Source organism: Burkholderia sp. BCC1972, from assembly GCF_905339605.1.
GTDB lineage: Bacteria > Pseudomonadota > Gammaproteobacteria > Burkholderiales > Burkholderiaceae > Burkholderia.
On the sequence record NZ_CAJPGH010000008.1, the window covers coordinates 20,129 to 36,151 of the forward strand.

The 16,023-nt window shown below is 68.6% G+C and carries 11 protein-coding genes; 2 read left to right on the forward strand and 9 right to left on the reverse strand.

The annotated features are described in order from the left end of the window. Positions 1-58 precede the first annotated feature (58 nt). Genes tagF through tssJ form a run of 5 tightly spaced genes read right to left on the reverse strand, consistent with a single transcriptional unit; the run spans position 59 to position 7,608 of the window. A complete protein-coding gene (gene tagF, locus U5798_RS13890; RefSeq protein ID WP_322082379.1) occupies positions 59-757 on the reverse strand; it encodes a type VI secretion system-associated protein TagF in 699 nt (232 codons plus the stop codon). Next, positions 739-4,365, reverse strand: coding sequence for a type VI secretion system membrane subunit TssM (gene tssM, locus U5798_RS13895; RefSeq protein WP_322082380.1), 3,627 nt, complete (start codon positions 4,363-4,365; stop codon positions 739-741). The genes tagF and tssM overlap by 19 nt, the downstream gene beginning before the upstream one ends. 1 nt (position 4,366) lies before the next feature. After that, a complete protein-coding gene (locus U5798_RS13900; protein ID WP_124447511.1) occupies positions 4,367-5,683 on the reverse strand; it encodes a DotU family type VI secretion system protein in 1,317 nt (438 codons plus the stop codon). 15 nt (positions 5,684-5,698) lie between these two features. Continuing rightward, complete coding sequence (tssK, locus tag U5798_RS13905; RefSeq protein WP_322082381.1) at positions 5,699-7,096, reverse strand: type VI secretion system baseplate subunit TssK; 1,398 nt, start codon at positions 7,094-7,096, stop codon at positions 5,699-5,701. Further along, positions 7,093-7,608, reverse strand: a complete 516-nt coding sequence (gene tssJ / locus U5798_RS13910) for a type VI secretion system lipoprotein TssJ (RefSeq protein WP_124447515.1) — start codon at positions 7,606-7,608, stop codon at positions 7,093-7,095. The genes tssK and tssJ overlap by 4 nt, the downstream gene beginning before the upstream one ends. Before the next feature lie 630 nt (positions 7,609-8,238). Between tssJ and U5798_RS13915 the strand changes: the two genes are divergently transcribed. Then, the gene (locus U5798_RS13915) at positions 8,239-8,625 is read left to right on the forward strand and encodes a TssQ family T6SS-associated lipoprotein (protein WP_124448126.1); all 387 of its coding nucleotides are present in this window, start codon (positions 8,239-8,241) and stop codon (positions 8,623-8,625) included. Between the two features lie 48 nt (positions 8,626-8,673). Further along, positions 8,674-10,116 carry a type VI secretion system-associated FHA domain protein TagH gene (tagH, locus tag U5798_RS13920; protein ID WP_124447517.1) on the forward strand — a complete coding sequence of 481 codons (1,443 nt, stop codon included), beginning with the start codon at positions 8,674-8,676 and terminating at the stop codon, positions 10,114-10,116. A gap of 57 nt (positions 10,117-10,173) precedes the next feature. Here tagH and U5798_RS13925 read toward each other — a convergent pair whose 3' ends face one another. The 4 genes from U5798_RS13925 to U5798_RS13940 all read right to left on the reverse strand — a co-directional run bounded on the left by U5798_RS13925 (position 10,174) and on the right by U5798_RS13940 (position 16,023). After that, positions 10,174-10,545: a DUF4430 domain-containing protein gene (locus tag U5798_RS13925; protein WP_124447519.1), complete on the reverse strand. Its 372-nt coding sequence runs from the start codon at positions 10,543-10,545 to the stop codon at positions 10,174-10,176. 346 nt (positions 10,546-10,891) lie between these two features. After that, positions 10,892-12,337, reverse strand: a complete 1,446-nt coding sequence (locus U5798_RS13930; protein WP_322082382.1) for an NAD-dependent succinate-semialdehyde dehydrogenase — start codon at positions 12,335-12,337, stop codon at positions 10,892-10,894. A 153-nt stretch (positions 12,338-12,490) separates the two neighbouring features. Continuing rightward, a complete protein-coding gene (locus tag U5798_RS13935) occupies positions 12,491-13,789 on the reverse strand; it encodes a cytochrome c (protein WP_322082383.1) in 1,299 nt (432 codons plus the stop codon). A 14-nt stretch (positions 13,790-13,803) separates the two neighbouring features. Then, positions 13,804-16,023: a xanthine dehydrogenase family protein molybdopterin-binding subunit gene (locus U5798_RS13940; protein ID WP_322082384.1), complete on the reverse strand. Its 2,220-nt coding sequence runs from the start codon at positions 16,021-16,023 to the stop codon at positions 13,804-13,806.

Genomic DNA, 16,023 nt, shown 5'->3' on the forward strand with positions numbered 1-16,023 from the left:
GAAACTGCGTCCTTTCCGCCTGCCGCGCGTGGCGGCCCGTCGACCGTCACCCGGGCCGCTAACTGCCGCCGAACAGCGTCAGGAACAGTGCGCTGTCGGGCGTGCCCGTATGCGCATGCGTGCGCAACGGCGATCCGTCCGCGCGGTTGGTCCACCAGAAGCTGGTGCCGCCGTGCGGATCGAAATAGCCGGACAGCCCGGGCCAGGCGGCCGGCGCAGGCTGTGCCGGCAGCGCTGCCGGCGTGCCGTCGACGAGGTCCGCCGCATCGCGGCCGACGTCGGGCGCGAGCCGCACGCGTTCGAGCGTCTGCTCGAGATCGCCCGGCGCGCGCGCATGGCGGATCGCGTCGAGCAACGCATGGCCGACCTGCCAGTAGAACGCGTCGGCAGTGTCCGGCAGCCCGTTCCGGTAATCGGCCGCGCGTGTCGGCAGCGTGACGATCACCGGGTAATAGCGCCCCACGCGGTCGCAGCTCGGCGCGAGGCAGCCCGACTGCACGCACGACGCGCCGGCACCCGCGGGGATCAGGAAGTTCCAGACCGGCGCGACCGTGTAGTGGCGCTCGATCTCGTCCGTGCCGCGCTGGCGCATCGCAGCCATCCCTTGCTGGAGCCAGCGTTCCCACCACAGCGCGAGCGCATGCGGCAACCGACTGTTCACGAAGTCGCCGGCGCCGGGAATCTTCCCGTACCAGGCCGGCGCGTCGCCGTCGGCGCGCGCGAGCGGCGGTGTCGGGCTCATGGCTTCGGAGGGCATGTAAAGGACTCCATCTGGGGCAGTCGGAACGGGTTGCGGACACTGCCTGCATTCACCTGCAGCACGATCGGTTTGCCGTCGACCGTGAAGCGCGCAATCATCTGGTCCGAGCCGCGCCCGGCCGACACGACCGCGCGGTCGAACAACCGGTGCAGCGCCCACGGCCCGTCGGTCGAGAAGCCGTCGGTCGCGCCGGCCTGCCCCGACACCTGCAGCCGCACCTGGTTGCTGCCGCGCGGGCCCGGCCACTCGACCGCGCTCTGCACGAGCGGGCCGTGCGCGTAGCGGACGATCTGTCCGTCGACGTCGAGCACCATCTCGGTGATCGACGGATCCATTTCGAGCGGCTGGACCTGCACCTTCAGCTGCGCGGTGCGGGCGCCGCCGCCGAAATAGACGTCGCGGATCACCGCGGCCTTCTCGAACGACGCGAGCATCGCTGCGGCCGACGGATCGGCGTCCGCATTGCGGTTCGCGAAGCGCCACGGGTGCGAGGTCGTATCGACGATCGTCTGCAGGTTCTTCTGGAAGAAGTCGTCCATCAGCCCGCCCGGCGCGAACATCTGCGCGAAATCGGCCGGCGCGACGTCGCGCGACGCTCCGCGCGCGAACGGATAGCGGCCCGCGATCGCCTGCCGGCAGAAGTCGCCGACGTTCGCGCCGGCGCGCTGCGCGACGCTGCGTTGTTCGACGGTCGCGACGCTGCCGTTCGCGACGTTCGACAGGTCGTCGAGCACTTCACGGAACGGCGTCGGCAGGCGGCCGGCCTGCGCGCGCAGCCGTGCGGGGGCGTCCGACGGCGGCGGTTGCGCGCCGCTTCTCAGCGCGTCGTCGGTGGCCGTCAGGTACGTGTACAGCGCGTCGATCGACTTCAGCACCGCGTCGAATGCCTGCGCCTGGTCGCTGCTGCCCGGCGCGAACGCGCGCAACCCGGCGAAATGGCTGTCGACCACCTGCTCGGGGCTCGCGGGCGCCGCCGTCGCCGGATTCGCGTCGCTGGTCTGCCCCGCGAAGATCTGCGACAGCGAGCTGCGCGCCTCGTCGACCTTGTCCTGCGCACGCGCTGCCAGATTGCGCGCGCCGCCCGGCGCGTCGCCGAGCGCGGTGTCGCGCGCGAGCGCCACCATCAGCCGCGTGAGCGGCGAATCGGCCGACGACAGCGCGCGTGCGACCTGGATGCTCTGCGCGAGCGTCGCCGTGCGCTGCAGCCTGATGTCGGCGAGATAGTCGTCCCAGATCTTCAGGTAGTCGTTCAGGTAGAGCTGGCGGATGTCGCGCGCCCACGCGGCCGCGTCGTTCGGCCCGGGGATCTCGGACAGGCCGAGGTTCAGCACCCACACTTCCTCGCGCCCGTACGCTTCGACTTCGCCGGCCAGGCGCGGCGCGAACACGTTGCGATAGCCGTTGCGCGTATAGAAGCCCGGCACGCCTTCCGACAGCGGCTTGCCGCTCTGGCGGCGGAACACCAGCGACGCGTCGGGGCCGACCGCGCGCGCGACGCTGAAGTCGAACGCCGCCGTCGCCGGGCGCAGCGTGCGCGTGAGCTGCCGGTACAGCCGCTGCGAGAGCGGCACCTGCCGCAGCCGATCGCGCACGTCGGCTACGAGCCGCTCGTTCATCGGATACGGCGACACGGCGACGCGGCTGCCGAACAGCGCGGCGAGATGCGCGCGCAGCGCCGAACGTTCGGCCGGCGAAAAATCGGGCGGCAGCGAGCGTTCCAATTCGAGGTCGACGACGGCCTGCACGAACGCGGGATCGTAGTGCGCGCTGTCGTACAGCATCAGGTACGCCTTCAGCGCCGCATACGCGTATTCGGTTTCGTCGGGCCGCGCGTCGCGCAGCGCGGCTTCCATCCGGCTCGCGGCGATCGGCAGCAGCACGTCCTCGAGCGCGCGCCGGTACACGGCGTCGACGGCCTCGTCGATCTTCTCGCCCTGGAACAGCCCCCACCGGTACGCGAGCGGCGGATGCTGCAGGTCGACGCCACCCGCATTCGCGAGGCCGCCGAGCGCGTCGAGCACGGGCAGCAGCCGTGCGATGTCGGACGCATCGGAGAATTTCGAGCCGGCGATCTGCGCATCGACGGCCGGCACGCGCGCGGCGATATGGTCGAGATACGCACGGTTGTTCGCATAGCTGCGCAGCCATGCGGCCAGCACGGCCACGCACGCCAGCGCGAGCAGCACGTAGCCGGCGATCTGCAGCGCGCGCCGCTTCTGGTGCCAGCGCAGGTCGTTGCCGGCGAGCGCGGCTTCGCGGAAGATGTGCTCCTGCAACAGCGACTTCAGGAAGAAGCTGCGCCCGGTCGACCCGACCTGCGCGACCGGCGGCACGCCTTCGATCTTCAGGAAGCGCTTGATGCCGCTCATCACGCGATCGAATGCGGTGCCCTCCTGCGTGCCGCTCGTCAAGTAGACGCCGCGCAGCATCGGCATCGGCTCGTAGCTCGACACCGAAAACACCTCGGCGACGAACTGGCCGAGCATGTCCTGCAGGTCGGCGATCTGCTGCGGCAGCAGGTACGTCATCTCACGCTGGCGCGCGTCGGTCTGCGCGGCGAGCAGTTCGGGCAGCCCGTCGTTCAGCCGCTGGTGCAGCAGCCGGTATTCGCGTTCGAACGCCGCGCGCAGGTCGAAGCCCGGCGCCTCGCTCTGCGCGAGCGGGAACGTGAAGCCCCACACCTGCGCGCATTCCGCGCGGCCATACGCACCGAAATATTCGGCGAAGCCGGCCAGCAGGTCCGCCTTCGTCACGAGCAGGTACACGGGAAAGCGGATGCCGAGCTGCGCGCGCAGTTCGAGCAGCCGCTTGCGCAGCACCATCGCGTGTTGCGTGCGCTCGGCTTCCGACGCGCCGAGCAGGTCGGCGACGCTGATCGTCAGCATCGCGCCGTTCAGCGGCTGGCGCGTGCGGTATTTCTTCAGCAGCTCGACGAAGCCTTTCCACTCGGCCTCGTCGAGCGCGCGATTGCCTTCGTGCGTCGTGTAGCGGCCGGCCGTGTCGATCAGCACCGCGTCGTTCGTGAACCACCAGTCGCAATGGCGCGTGCCGCCCACGCCGCGAATCGCCGCGCGGCCGAACTGCTCGGCGAGCGGGAAGCTGAGCCCCGAATTGACGAGCGCGGTCGTCTTGCCCGAACCGGGCGCGCCGATGAACACGTACCACGGCAACTGGTACAGATACTGGCGCGACATCCGGTCGAACCAGCGCGGCACGCCGTGGCGCACGGTGTCGGCCTGCCCGAAGCGGACTTTCTTCAACAGCGTCGCGGCTTCGTCGAAGCGGCTGCGCAACTCGTCAAGCTGCGCCTTCGCCGGATCGTCGGCGGTGGCCGGCCCCGGCGCGGCCTCGCGCAACTGGTTCAGCAACTGCGCGTTGAGGCGGCCGGCGTGCCAGCTGCGCCATGCGACGCGTGCGCCCCACGCGATGAACAGCACCGCGATCGTCAGCCCGCGCGCCCAACCGCTTTCGAGCGGCCGGACCTCGGCGAACGCGAACAGCGGGCCCGCGAGCCACACGAAGCACGCGAGCATGACGAGACCGGCGAAGGTCCAGATTTCCCGCGACGGCAAGGGCCGGACGAAACGCGCGACAGCCTGGTTCATTTCAGTTCGCCCCCTGCGTCGCGCCGGAGACACTGCCGGGTGCCGGCAGCAGCGTGATCTCGACGCGCCGGTTCAGTGCCCGGTTCGCGGGCGAATCGTTCGGTGCGACCGGATCGAGCGTGCCGCGCCCTTCCGCCGCCAGCCGCTCCGGATGGTCGAGCCGCGCGGCGATCATGGTGCGCACGGCTTCCGCGCGTTCGCGCGACAGGTCCCAGTTCGACGCGAAGCGCGCCGTATGCACGGGCGTGTCGTCGGTATAGCCGGTCACGCGCACGTTGCCGGGCACCTTGTTCAGCGCATCGGCGACGCGCGCGAGCACCGGCGCGTAACGGTCGATCACCGACGTCGAGCCGGACTTGAACAGCCCGTCGCCGCGCAGCACGATCACGCTGCGATCGGCATCGTCGCGCACCGACACGAGGCCGGCCGCGATCTCGGGCGCGAGGAACTTCGCGATCCGCGGTGCCGGCGCCGGGCGCGGCGGCGCCTGCGCGGGCTGCAGCTTCGGCACGTGCAGCGCGTCGATCGACGCGAACAGCCGGTCGGAATGCCCGGCGAGCGCAATGCGCAGCCCGACGAACAGGCCGAAGCCGATCAGCAGTGCGAGCGCCACGCACACCCACAGCGGCACGACGAACCGGCGGGCGACGTCGCGCGTGACGACGTCGCGCCAGTGCGGGGACAGCGCAGGCTCGAATTCGCCGCGCACCGAGCGGATCGTGAGCGCGAGCTGGTGGCGCAGCGCGTCGAGCTGCGCATGGCCGTTGTCGAGCACGCGATAGCGGCCCTCGAAGCCCAGCGCGAGACAGAAATACAGCAGCTCGAGCAGGTCGAGATGCTGACGCGGCTGCTGCGACAGCCGTTCGAGCAGGTGGAAGAACTTCTCGCCGCCCCAGGTCTCGTTATGGAACGACACGAGCAGGCTGTGCGACGACCACACGCTGCCGCCCCACGGCGTCAGAGCGGCCGCCTCGTCGAGCGCCGTGCACAGGCAGTAGCGCGCGCCGATGATCGCCTCGGACGGCACGCCGGCTGCCTGCGCGCGTGCCTCGAACTGCCGGATCTCGACCACGAGATGCTCGCGCAGCCACGCCGGATTCGGATGGTGGACGGTCGAGCGGATCTGCGGCACCAGGTTGAGCAGCGGGTTCGCGGCCGCGACGAGCGGGTTCGTGCCGCTCGCGGCCCAGCGGCCCGGCCGCGGCTGCGTGGCCGTCGGCCCGGCCGTGCCCGACGCGGCAGCCGGATGCATGCCGCCCGGATTCGGCGGCACGAATCCGCCCGCACCGGCGGAGATCGGATCGGAAGAAGAATTCATCGCGTCGCCCCGGCGTCACCCGCGTATCGCCCAGAACTCCATCGAGAGTCCGGGGAATTCGCCGGCGAAATGAAATGCGAGACCGCCGGAACGCGCCAACTGCTTCCACAGGTCGCTGCCCTTGTCGATCTCGAAGTACGTATGGCCCGCGTGATACGGGATCTGGCGCGGCGCGACCGGCAACTGGCGCATCGTGATGCCCGGCAGCTGCAACTGCACGAGATCGCGGATCCGCTCGACGGGCCCGAGCTTCGCCTGCGCGGGAAAGCGCGTGCGCAGGCTGTCGGCCGGCACGTCCGCGCGCACCGCGAGCACGAAGCCGGCCGTGTCGCGCAGCGCGGGATCGGCCAGCGTCGCGACGCGGATGCCGTTGCCGGCATCGCGCAGCTCGATCTGGATCGCGTTCTGTTCGAGCACTGTCGACAGCGACCGCCGCAGTTCTGCGATCAGTTCGGCAAAGCTCGTGCGCAGGTCGTCGTGCACGTAGACCGCGAGCGACTGCGGGCGCCGGCCGGCAGCCGTGAACGTGCTCAGGTCGCACGCGAGTTTCAGCCAGTCGCAGAACAGCGTTTCCGGATGCGTCGCCACATGCTGCTGCGCATGCCAGGTCAGCGCGAGGTAACGGTTCACGAGTTGCAGCAACAGGAAATCCGCGACTTCCGACACGCCGCCGCGCCCCGGTTCCGACAGCCGTTCCCCAAGCGCCTCGCTGCGCTGCGCAAGCAGCCCGTGCAGCTCGCGTGCATAGGCGAGCAACACGGGATCGCGCTGCGCGACGAGCCGCGGCGGAATGTAGCCGTCGTCGACCAGCAGTCGTGCATCGGTGCGCCGCTCGACGATCCGCGCGACGCCGAGCGCGTGCCAGTCGCCGGTCAATTCGGCTTCGAGCATCAGCCGCACGTTCAGGCGGCCCGTCTGCAGCAGCGCGGGGCCGAGCGCAACCGCGTTCGCGTCGGCGACTTCGTATTCGCGCACGACATAGCGCGCGACGTCCGCGTCGGCGCTCGCGCTGCTTCCGCCGTTTGCGGCGCCTGCGCCGAACGACACCTCCTCGCCCCCGCCGCGCCACAGCGGCAGCGCAAGCACGACGAGCTGGTCTTTCGCGTCGCCCGGTACGTCGAGCGGCTCGGGGAGATCGTCCGGATGCGACAGGTCGAACGGCGTACCGTCGCGCATCACGCCGGACGCGGCGCGCAGCGCGACCTTGCCGAACGCCAGTTGCTCGCGATCGATCTCGAGCGTGTCGAAGCCCCAGTAGAAGCCTTGCAGCGGCAGGCAGCGCAACGCGACGTAGCGTTCCCAGTGCCGTTCGAGCTGCTGGAAATGCTGTGGGCGCAGGAACATGCCTTCGGTCCACACCACGCGCTGGCGCAGCGCCGCAACCGGCGTCGCGGACATCGTCGGTTCGGTCATGGTCGCCCCTGCGGATTGTTCAGCGCGACGCCGCCGTTCCGGACCGCGATCGACAACTTCAACTCGCCCGGCGACGTCTGCCAGAACTTGTACAGGTTGAGCTGCTTCGCGCGCGGCAACGGTACCGTCAGCCGCCAGCGGTTCCTTTCGAGCATCCGGTATTCGGCAACGACGCCGATCGCGCCGGCCTCGACATTGCCGCGATAGTGCAGCGTGCGCGACTCGCCCGGCCGCAGGATCACGCGGTCGGTGCCGAGCAGGTCCGCGCCGAGCACATTCTCGGGCTTGTCCTGCAGCGAGAAGAAATCCGCGCTGTCGAATCCCGACGCCGCGCGAAGCTGGAACACCTTCAGTACGATCGGTGAGGGCTTGCGATTCATGTCGGGGTTGACGTCGGGCGCCACGTCGACCGTGATCGCATACGGCACCGCGGCCGCGTGCTCCGTCGCGCCGCACCCCGGCAGCAGCAACGCGCATCCCCATACGATGAAACTGCTCGACCGCCATTGCATATTCCACCCTCGCCACCCAATAGCCGTGCGCCGGTTTCCGAGTGCGAAACCGGTTGACCGGATTAAAAAAGGGACAATTAATTGACTGGTAATTATGTGACTGGCATGTCCATCCATTGAAAATGGTATCGGCAAATTGTTCTTGTCTGAAGCCGGGTCAAATCATTCGAGTTTTTCGAAATTCGATTTGGCTGGATGATTGGCAATTGAATTGATATGAATCATTTGACGGAAAAGTTAATCCAACCGGTTCGCCTGGGCGGCCCGGTTCTATTGCGTCGACGTCTTTCGGATGGGCTCGGAGGGTACGAGCCGGCCGGCCGCCGGACAAGGGCTGTGCGGCGCTGATGATGGGCCAGGCTATTCGTGTTGCCCGAACGGATGTCCCGTTTTCTCCGGCATTGACGAGCGCTGGCCAAACAACTGACAAATCCGAAAAACACAGCGAACTATAGATCGTTTTTCTGGATTAACAAGCACTGAAATTCGTAGTCTATTTTCAGGTTTAAATGGAATCGGATCGGCGATTTGAAACAAAACGTAACAGCACCATCGATGCCGATGATTGGCACTAGAATCCAACAGCACTTGCGAGCCCTCTTCCAATTACGCGAATTCTTAATTTCAATAATGAAAGGACGTGCATCGATCGTTCTTTTCCTTGGCGCGCTGCTGCTGGGGGCCGGCGGATGCAGCACGTCGCCGACGCAGTCGGCCGCGCATGCAACGGTCGACAGCGCGCGTGCCGCATACGCCGCTGGCGACTACGGGCGCACGATCGCGCTCTTGAGCCACGCGAAGGAGATCGACGGCGCCGACACCGAGACGCAGGTCGCCGCGCACAAGCTCCTGGCGTTCAGCTATTGCGTGACGAACCGCATCGCGCCGTGCCGCGCCGAGTTCTCGAAGATTCTCGACCTCAACCCGCGCTTCGACTTGTCCCCCGCCGAGAAGGGGCATCCGATCTGGGGGCCCGCGTTCGAATTCGCGCGCCGCAGGCATGCGGCGTCGTCCTGAGCGAACCGGTTTCCACGCGAGCGCTTCATCCACCGAGCGACGTATGACATGCAACTGATCGTGATCGAACATGCCGGCGAGCCGGTCGAAAACGACTCCTACGACGCCGTCGTGTTTCATCCGCCGGGCGGCACCATCGGCCGCGCGACCGACAACCATCTGGTGCTGCGCGACGACACCCGGCAGATTTCGCGGCTGCAGGCGCTGCTGCAGGTCGGTGACGACGCGTGCCTGCTGAAGAACCTGAGCAGCGTATCGACGATCGAGGTGAATCGCGAACCGGTCGGTTATGCGCAGGAGCGGCCGCTCAATACCGGCGACATCATCCGTATCGGGCCCTACGTGTTGCGGGCCGAACGCGACGACGGCGGCGATGGCGACGACGCGCCGGTCATCGACATGGCCCCCGATACCGGTGCGCCTGTCGACGTGCGCGGTGCGGCCGGGGCGGCCGCGGCGGCGCCCTCGCCTTTGCCGAAAGGCGCCGGCAACCGGCTGTGGGGGCTGCTCCAGGATCGCCTCGCGCCACGCGGCAAGGCGGCGGATGCCGCCGCACGGCCCGGCAGTCCCGCCCGCCCGGATGCGCCGCAGCCGGCGAACCGCGCGGCCCGGGCCGCGCCGCCCGCGCCGTCGCAGCGCGACCTGAACCAGTTGTCGATCGATCCGCTGGATCTGTTTGCGCATGCGTCGGGCGATCCCGGCGGGCCGAGCACGGCGCCGCCGGCCGGGCACGGCAACGCGGATCGCGACACGTCGCACGCGACGCAGGCCGACCATGCGCCCGAGTGGACGCAGCACGTGCGCGTTCAGCCGGCAGCCACGCGTGCCGACACACGGCCGGCCGACGAGCCGGCGTCACCTGCCGCGCATGCCACGCCGGCGCCGCCGACACCCGACGAGCTGCTGAACGCGTTCTTCGAAGGCGCGGGGCTCGATACGGCCGCCGAATCGCACCAGTGGTCGGCCGAACAGCTGTACATTGCGGGCCAGCTGCTGGCGCTGTTCGCGAACGGCACGGTCGAACTGCTGTCTTCGCGCAGCATCCTGAAGCGCGAGGTGAAAGCGCACATGACGATGCTGCTCGACCGCGAGAACAACCCGCTGAAACTGCTGCCGGACGGCGGAGCGGTGCTGCGTCAGATGTTCGGGCTGCCGCTGCCGGGTTTCATGTCGCCGCAGAGCGCGGTCAGCGACGCGTTCCAGGATCTGCACGCGCACCAGATCGGCATGGTCGCCGGCATGCGCGCCGCGCTGATGGACCTGCTCACGCGTTTTTCGCCGCAACGGCTGCGCGAACGCGACGACGCGATGCGCTGGTACGAGAAGCGCGTGCCCGCGCTGTACAAGGCAAGGATGTGGGATCGCTACGCGGCGACCCATCGTGATACGGTGTTCGCGATCGAGGACGATTTCGCGTCGGTATTCGGCAAGGCGTTCCTGGCCGCGTACGACGCGGAAGTGGAAAGCTATCGCGGCAGCGGGCGGCATTGACGAAGCGGATGCACGGGAAGACGATTCGCCTTCCCGCCGGTGCCGCATCCGCAGCCGTCAGGCCAGCGGCGGATGAACGGCCTGCTTCAGGCCGCTCGAGTAGTGCTTGTAGTCCCAGGCCACGCTATCGCCGGGTTGCAGCGTGTAGACCGCGCACGAGACGTCGGGCATCTTACCGTTGACGAAATACACCCACCAGTAGCCGTTTCCGCCCTGATTCGCCTGCACGCCGCCCAGGGCCGTCACGAACAGGCTTGCGCCCGATCCCTGCGATTGCGGGTTGAGGGCGGGCGACACGCCGTCGGCGGTCAGGAGATCGAATACGGTCGTCACGCCGGGCGCAATTGCGATGTTGTCGTTCGCTTGCCAGGGTGGCGCGTGATATTCGGAACCCCAATCGACGAATTGATTTGCTACCGAATTGGCCATGACGATATCCCCATAGTGGTGGTTGACCAAACTGCTCCCGCTTTGTGTTTTGCGTTGTGCGTCGAAAGCACCGGTGCGTGGCCCGGGTGTCGGAAAGTCATGGAGACGGCATGCCGATCGCCCGGTCACGGGCGCAGCCTTTCAGTTCGCGCGCGGCTATCGTTCTTCTGCTGCCGGCGCTCCTGCCGTCCGCGAAATCGTGCAGCCGTATTGATCTGAGGATAGGCGATGGGTCAATGCTTCGCAATGCAGTCGGCGTCCGCGGCGGAACCCGTTGCGGGCCCTAAAAAAAACCGCCGCCCCCGACAGTCGCGGGAGCGGCGGCATCGCCATGCACGGCCGACCGTCAGACCGCCATCACGGTAACCGACTTCGTGACGAGGTACGGCTCGAGCGCTTCCGGCCCGCCTTCGGACCCGTAGCCCGAATCCTTCACGCCGCCGAACGGCATTTCCGGCCACGGCGTCGCCGGCTGGTTGATCCACAGCATCCCGACTTCCATGCGCTGCGTGAGCAGGTGCACGTTCGCGAACGAACGCGTGAACGCGTAGCCGGCCAGACCGAACGGCAGACGGTTCGCTTCGGCGATCGCATCCTCGAGCTTGTCGAAGCCGCGAATCGCCGCGACCGGGCCGAACGGCTCGTTGTTGAACACGTCCGCGTCGAGCGGCACGTCCGCGATCACGGTCGGCGCGAAGAAGTTGCCTTCCGAGCCGAGCCGCTCGCCGCCGGTCTCGATGCGCGCACCGACCTTGCGCGCGTTGTCGACGACCGATGCCATCGCCGTGAGGCGGCGCGGGTTCGCGAGCGCGCCGAGCGTCGTGCCTTCCTCGAGACCGTTGCCGACCTTCAGCCCTTCCGCATGCTTGACCAGCGCGCGCGTAAATTCGTCGCGGATGCTGTTGTGCACGAGGAAGCGCGTCGGCGAAATGCAGACCTGGCCCGCGTTGCGGAACTTCGCACCGCCGGCGGCCTTCACCGCGAGCGCGACGTCCGCATCCTCGGCGACGATCACCGGTGCGTGGCCGCCCAGCTCCATCGTCGCGCGCTTCATGTGCAGGCCGGCCATCGCGGCGAGCTGCTTGCCGACCGGCGTCGAACCCGTGAACGTGACCTTGCGGATCACCGGGTGCGGGATCAGGTACGACGAGATTTCAGCCGGATCGCCGTACACGAGGCCGATCACACCCGCCGGCACGCCTGCGTCGACGAACGCGCGCAGCAGCGCGGCCGGCGATGCGGGGGTTTCCTCCGGCGCCTTCACGAGGAACGAGCAGCCGGTCGCGAGGGCCGCGCTCAGCTTGCGCACGACCTGGTTGACCGGGAAATTCCACGGCGTGAACGCCGCGACCGGGCCGACCGGCTCCTTCACGACCGTCTGCTGCGCGGCGAGGTTGCGCGGCGGCACGATCCGGCCGTACACGCGGCGGCCTTCGTCCGCGAACCATTCGATGATGTCGGCTGCCGACAGCACTTCCACACGTGCCTCGGTGAGCGGCTTGCCCTGCTCCTGCGTCATCAGCTGCGCGATCGCGTCGGCACGTTCGCGCACCAGCGCAGCCGCCTTGCGCATCGTCGCCGCGCGCTCGTGCGCGGGCACCTTGCGCCACGCTTCGAAGCCGCGCTGCGCGGCGGCGAGCGCCCGGTCGAGATCGGCGATGCCCGCATGGGCCACCTTGCCGATCGGCTTGCCGGTCGCCGGGTTCACGACGTCGATCGTCTTGCCGCTCGCGGCGTCGACCCACTCGCCGTCGATCAGCAGTTGCGTATCCGTATAAGTCACGTTAGCCATCCAGACACCCCTACATTGCGTCGATAAAACGCGCGCTGCCGCGAACGGCCGCGCGCCGGTTGACAGAAAGAGCGAGGCCGCCGGGGCAGGCACGCACCCGGTGGCGTCGACGGCAGGCACGGCGGCCCGCCATCGTTGCGCAGCGTGCCGCGCTCAGTGCGCGGCCGCCGTCGCCTTGCGGAGTTTCGCGACGTCCGCCGCCTGCACGGCCGGTGCGCCGTTGTTCCAGCCGGCGCGCATGAACGTCAGCACGTCGGCGATCTGCTGGTCGTTCAGCTGGTTCGAGAACGCCGGCATCGGATACGCGGACGGCACACCGCCGATCACGAGCGTGTCGCTGCCGTTCAGCGTCACGTTGATCAGCGACGATGCATCGGCTTCGAGCACGTTCGGATTGCCGGCGAGCGGCGCGAGCAGCGGCGCATAGCCGCGCCCGTCCGCACCGTGGCAATGCAGGCAGTAAGCGTTATACACCTTCGCGCCCGGATCGGCTGCCGGCCGGCCCAGTGCCACCTGCGTCGGCTTCGGATCATAACTGTACGGCGGCGCGCCCGTGCCGCCTGCGGCCGGCAACGATTTCAGGTATCGGGACATCGCCGCCAGATCGTCGTCGGTCATTGCCTGCGTGCTGTGGTTGATCACGCTCACCATCGAGCCGAACGCGGTCGCGTGCCGGTTCGCGCCGGTCTTCAGGAACTGCGCGACGTCGGCCTCGTTCCAGCGGCCGAGACCCGTGTTGTGCTCGCCGGTCAGGTTCGACGCGAACCAGTTGTCGATCGGCGCACCCGACAGGAACGCCGCGCCGCCTTCGTCGAGCGCCTTCTCCTGGAAGCCGACGCCGCGCGGCGTGTGGCACGACCCGCAGTGCCCGAGCCCCTGCACGAGATAGGCGCCGCGGTTCCACATCGCATCCTTGTCCGGTTTGTCGGCATAAGGCGTCGTATCGAGGAACACCCTATTCCACAACGCGAGCGGCCAGCGCATGTTGAGCGGCCACGGGATGTCGGACGGCCGGTTCGCCTGCTTCACCGGTTCGACGCCGTGCATGAAGTACGCGTACAGCGCCTTCACGTCGTCGTCCTTCAGCTTCGCGTACGACGGATACGGCATCGCCGGATACAGGTTGTGACCGTCCTTCGCGACGCCCTTGCGCAGCGCGCCGGCGAACTCGGCTTCGGTATAGCCGCCGATGCCGGTTTCCGGGTCGGGCGTGATGTTGGTCGTGTAGATCGCGCCCATCGGCGTGACCATCTTCAGGCCGCCCGCGAACGGCGTGCCGCGCGGCGCGGTGTGGCACGCGACGCAGTCGCCGGCTTTCGCGAGATAGGCGCCGCGCGCGACGAGCGCGCTGTCGGCCGGCGCCGTCCCGGCAGCGTGCGCGGCCGTGCCGGCCAGCAGCGCGGACAAGGCAAGCAGCGACGCGCGGAGCGTGTTCAGCGTGAGGTTTCGCATGATCGTCGTCTCCGTCAAGCCGTCTTCAGCTGGTTGCCGACCGGCAGCTTGCGCAGCCGCGTGCCGGTCGCCGCGAAGATCGCGTTCGCCAGTGCCGCCGCGGTTGCGGCCGTGCCCGGCTCGCCGATCCCGCCAGGCGCCTCGCCGCTTTTCACCAGATGGACCTCGATCGGCGGCACCTCGTTGATCCGCATCATCCGGTAATCGGTGAAGTTGGTCTGCACGACGCGGCCGTCCTCGATCGTGATCTCGCCGTACAGCGCGCCGGTGATCCCGAAGACGATGCCGCCCTGCACCTGCGCCTCGATCGTGTTCGGATTGACGAACATGCCGCAATCGACCGCGCACACGACGCGCTTGACCTGCACCTCGCCGCCCTCCACCGCGACGTCGATGACGATCGAGAAGAAGCTGCCGAACGCGTGCATCACCGAGACGCCGCGCCCTTGCCCCTTCGGCAGCGATGCGCCCCACCCGGCCGCCTTCGTCGCGACGTCGAGCACGTTGCGGGCGCGCGGCGTCTTGTCGAGCAGCGCGCGGCGGTATTGCACCGGGTCGGTCTTGGTCTGCGCGGCGAGCTCGTCGATGAAGCTCTCGACGACGAACGTGCTGCGCGTCGGACCGACGCCGCGCCAGAACGCGGTCGGCACGTGGCGCGGCTCCTGGCGCACGTAGTCGACGAGCTGGTTCGGCAGGTCGTACGGCAGTTCGGACGCAACCTCGACCGCGTCGGGATCGACGCCGTCCTTGACCGCGGGCGGCGCGAAGCGCGCGAGGATCGACGAGCCGACGATCCGGTGCTGCCACGCGACCGGCTTGCCGTTCGCGTCGAGCCCCGCCGAGATCCGGTCGTAGTAGCACGGCCGGTACATGTCGTGCTGGACGTCCTCCTCGCGCGTCCAGATCACCTTGACCGGCGCGTTGACCTGCTTGCCGACCTTCACGGCCTGGCCGATCATGTCCGTTTCGAGCCGCCGGCCGAAGCCGCCGCCGAGCAGGTGGTTGTGCACGACGATCTTGTCCGGCGCCAGGCCCGTCAGCTGCTGCACGGTATCGCGCGCCCGCGTCGGCACCTGCGTGCCGACCCAGATCTCGCAGCCGTCGCCGCGCACGTGCACCGTGCAGTTCACGGGCTCCATCGTCGCGTGTGCGAGCAGCGGCTGTTCGTACACGGCGTCGACGCGCGTCTTCGCGTTCGCGAAGGCCTTGCCGACGTCGCCTTCCTTGCGCGCGACCGCGCCCTTGCCGTTCGCCGCCGCCTGCGCGAGATCCGCGAAAAGATCCTTCGTCGACACCTTCGCGCCCGCGCCTTCGTTCCACTTCACGACGAGCGCCGATGCGCCGCGCTTCGCGGCCCACGTGTGATCGCCGATCACCGCGACCGCGTTGTCGACGCGCACGACCTGGCGCACGCCGGGCAGCTTCTTCGCGGCCGTATCGTCGACGCTCGCGACCGTGCCGCCGAACACCGGGCTGTTCACGATCACCGCGTACAGCATGCCGGGCAGCCGCACGTCGAGCCCGAACTGCGCGGTGCCGTCGACCTTCTCCGGCGAATCGAGGCGCTTCGCGGGCGTGCCGATCAGCTTGAAATCTTCGGGCTTCTTCAGCACGACGTCCTTCGGTACCGGCAGCTTCGCCGCGGCATCGGCCAGCTGGCCGTACGACGCGCGCCTGCCGCTCGGCGGATGCTGCACTTCGCCGTTGGCCGCGCGGCAGCTGGCCGGATCGACGTTCCATTGTTTCGCGGCCGCCGAGACCAGCAGCGTGCGCGCGGTGGCGCCTGCACGCCGCAGCGGTTCCCATGCGTAGCGTATCGACGTCGAGCCGCCGGTGAGCTGGCCGCCCAGCAGCGGATCGAGGAACAGCTTCTCGTTCGGCGGCGCATGATCGAGCGTCACGCTCGACAGCGGCACTTCGAGTTCCTCGGCGATCAGCATCGGCAGCGACGTATAGACACCTTGCCCCATCTCGACCTTCGGCATCACCAGCGTGACCTTGCCGGCACGGTCGATCTGCACGAACGCGTTCGGCGCGAACACGCCCGGCTGCGCGGGTTCGGCTGCGTCACCGCCGATCACCGAGCGGCGCGTATCGTCGCCCGCCGCCGGCAGGCTGAAGCCGAGCAGCAAGCCGCCGCCGGCCGCCGCGCCGAGCGACATGCCGAGTTTCAGAAACGAACGGCGCGATACGCCCGCCGTAGCCCGACCTGCTTCGATCAGTCCTCGCGACAT

What these genes read in the sequence shown, in the direction of transcription:
- U5798_RS13900 (WP_124447511.1), bottom strand. Translation starts at nt 5,683, where the DNA reads ATGAATTCTTCTTCCGATCCGATCTCCGCCGGTGCGGGCGGATTCGTG.
- tagF (WP_322082379.1), bottom strand. Translation starts at nt 757, where the DNA reads ATGCCCTCCGAAGCCATGAGCCCGACACCGCCGCTCGCGCGCGCCGAC.
- U5798_RS13935 (WP_322082383.1), bottom strand. Translation starts at nt 13,789, where the DNA reads ATGCGAAACCTCACGCTGAACACGCTCCGCGCGTCGCTGCTTGCCTTG.
- U5798_RS13925 (WP_124447519.1), bottom strand. Translation starts at nt 10,545, where the DNA reads ATGGCCAATTCGGTAGCAAATCAATTCGTCGATTGGGGTTCCGAATAT.
- tssK (WP_322082381.1), bottom strand. Translation starts at nt 7,096, where the DNA reads ATGACCGAACCGACGATGTCCGCGACGCCGGTTGCGGCGCTGCGCCAG.
- U5798_RS13915 (WP_124448126.1), top strand. Translation starts at nt 8,239, where the DNA reads ATGAAAGGACGTGCATCGATCGTTCTTTTCCTTGGCGCGCTGCTGCTG.
- U5798_RS13940 (WP_322082384.1), bottom strand. Translation starts at nt 16,023, where the DNA reads ATGTCGCGAGGACTGATCGAAGCAGGTCGGGCTACGGCGGGCGTATCG.
- tssM (WP_322082380.1), bottom strand. Translation starts at nt 4,365, where the DNA reads ATGAACCAGGCTGTCGCGCGTTTCGTCCGGCCCTTGCCGTCGCGGGAA.
- tssJ (WP_124447515.1), bottom strand. Translation starts at nt 7,608, where the DNA reads ATGCAATGGCGGTCGAGCAGTTTCATCGTATGGGGATGCGCGTTGCTG.
- U5798_RS13930 (WP_322082382.1), bottom strand. Translation starts at nt 12,337, where the DNA reads ATGGCTAACGTGACTTATACGGATACGCAACTGCTGATCGACGGCGAG.
- tagH (WP_124447517.1), top strand. Translation starts at nt 8,674, where the DNA reads ATGCAACTGATCGTGATCGAACATGCCGGCGAGCCGGTCGAAAACGAC.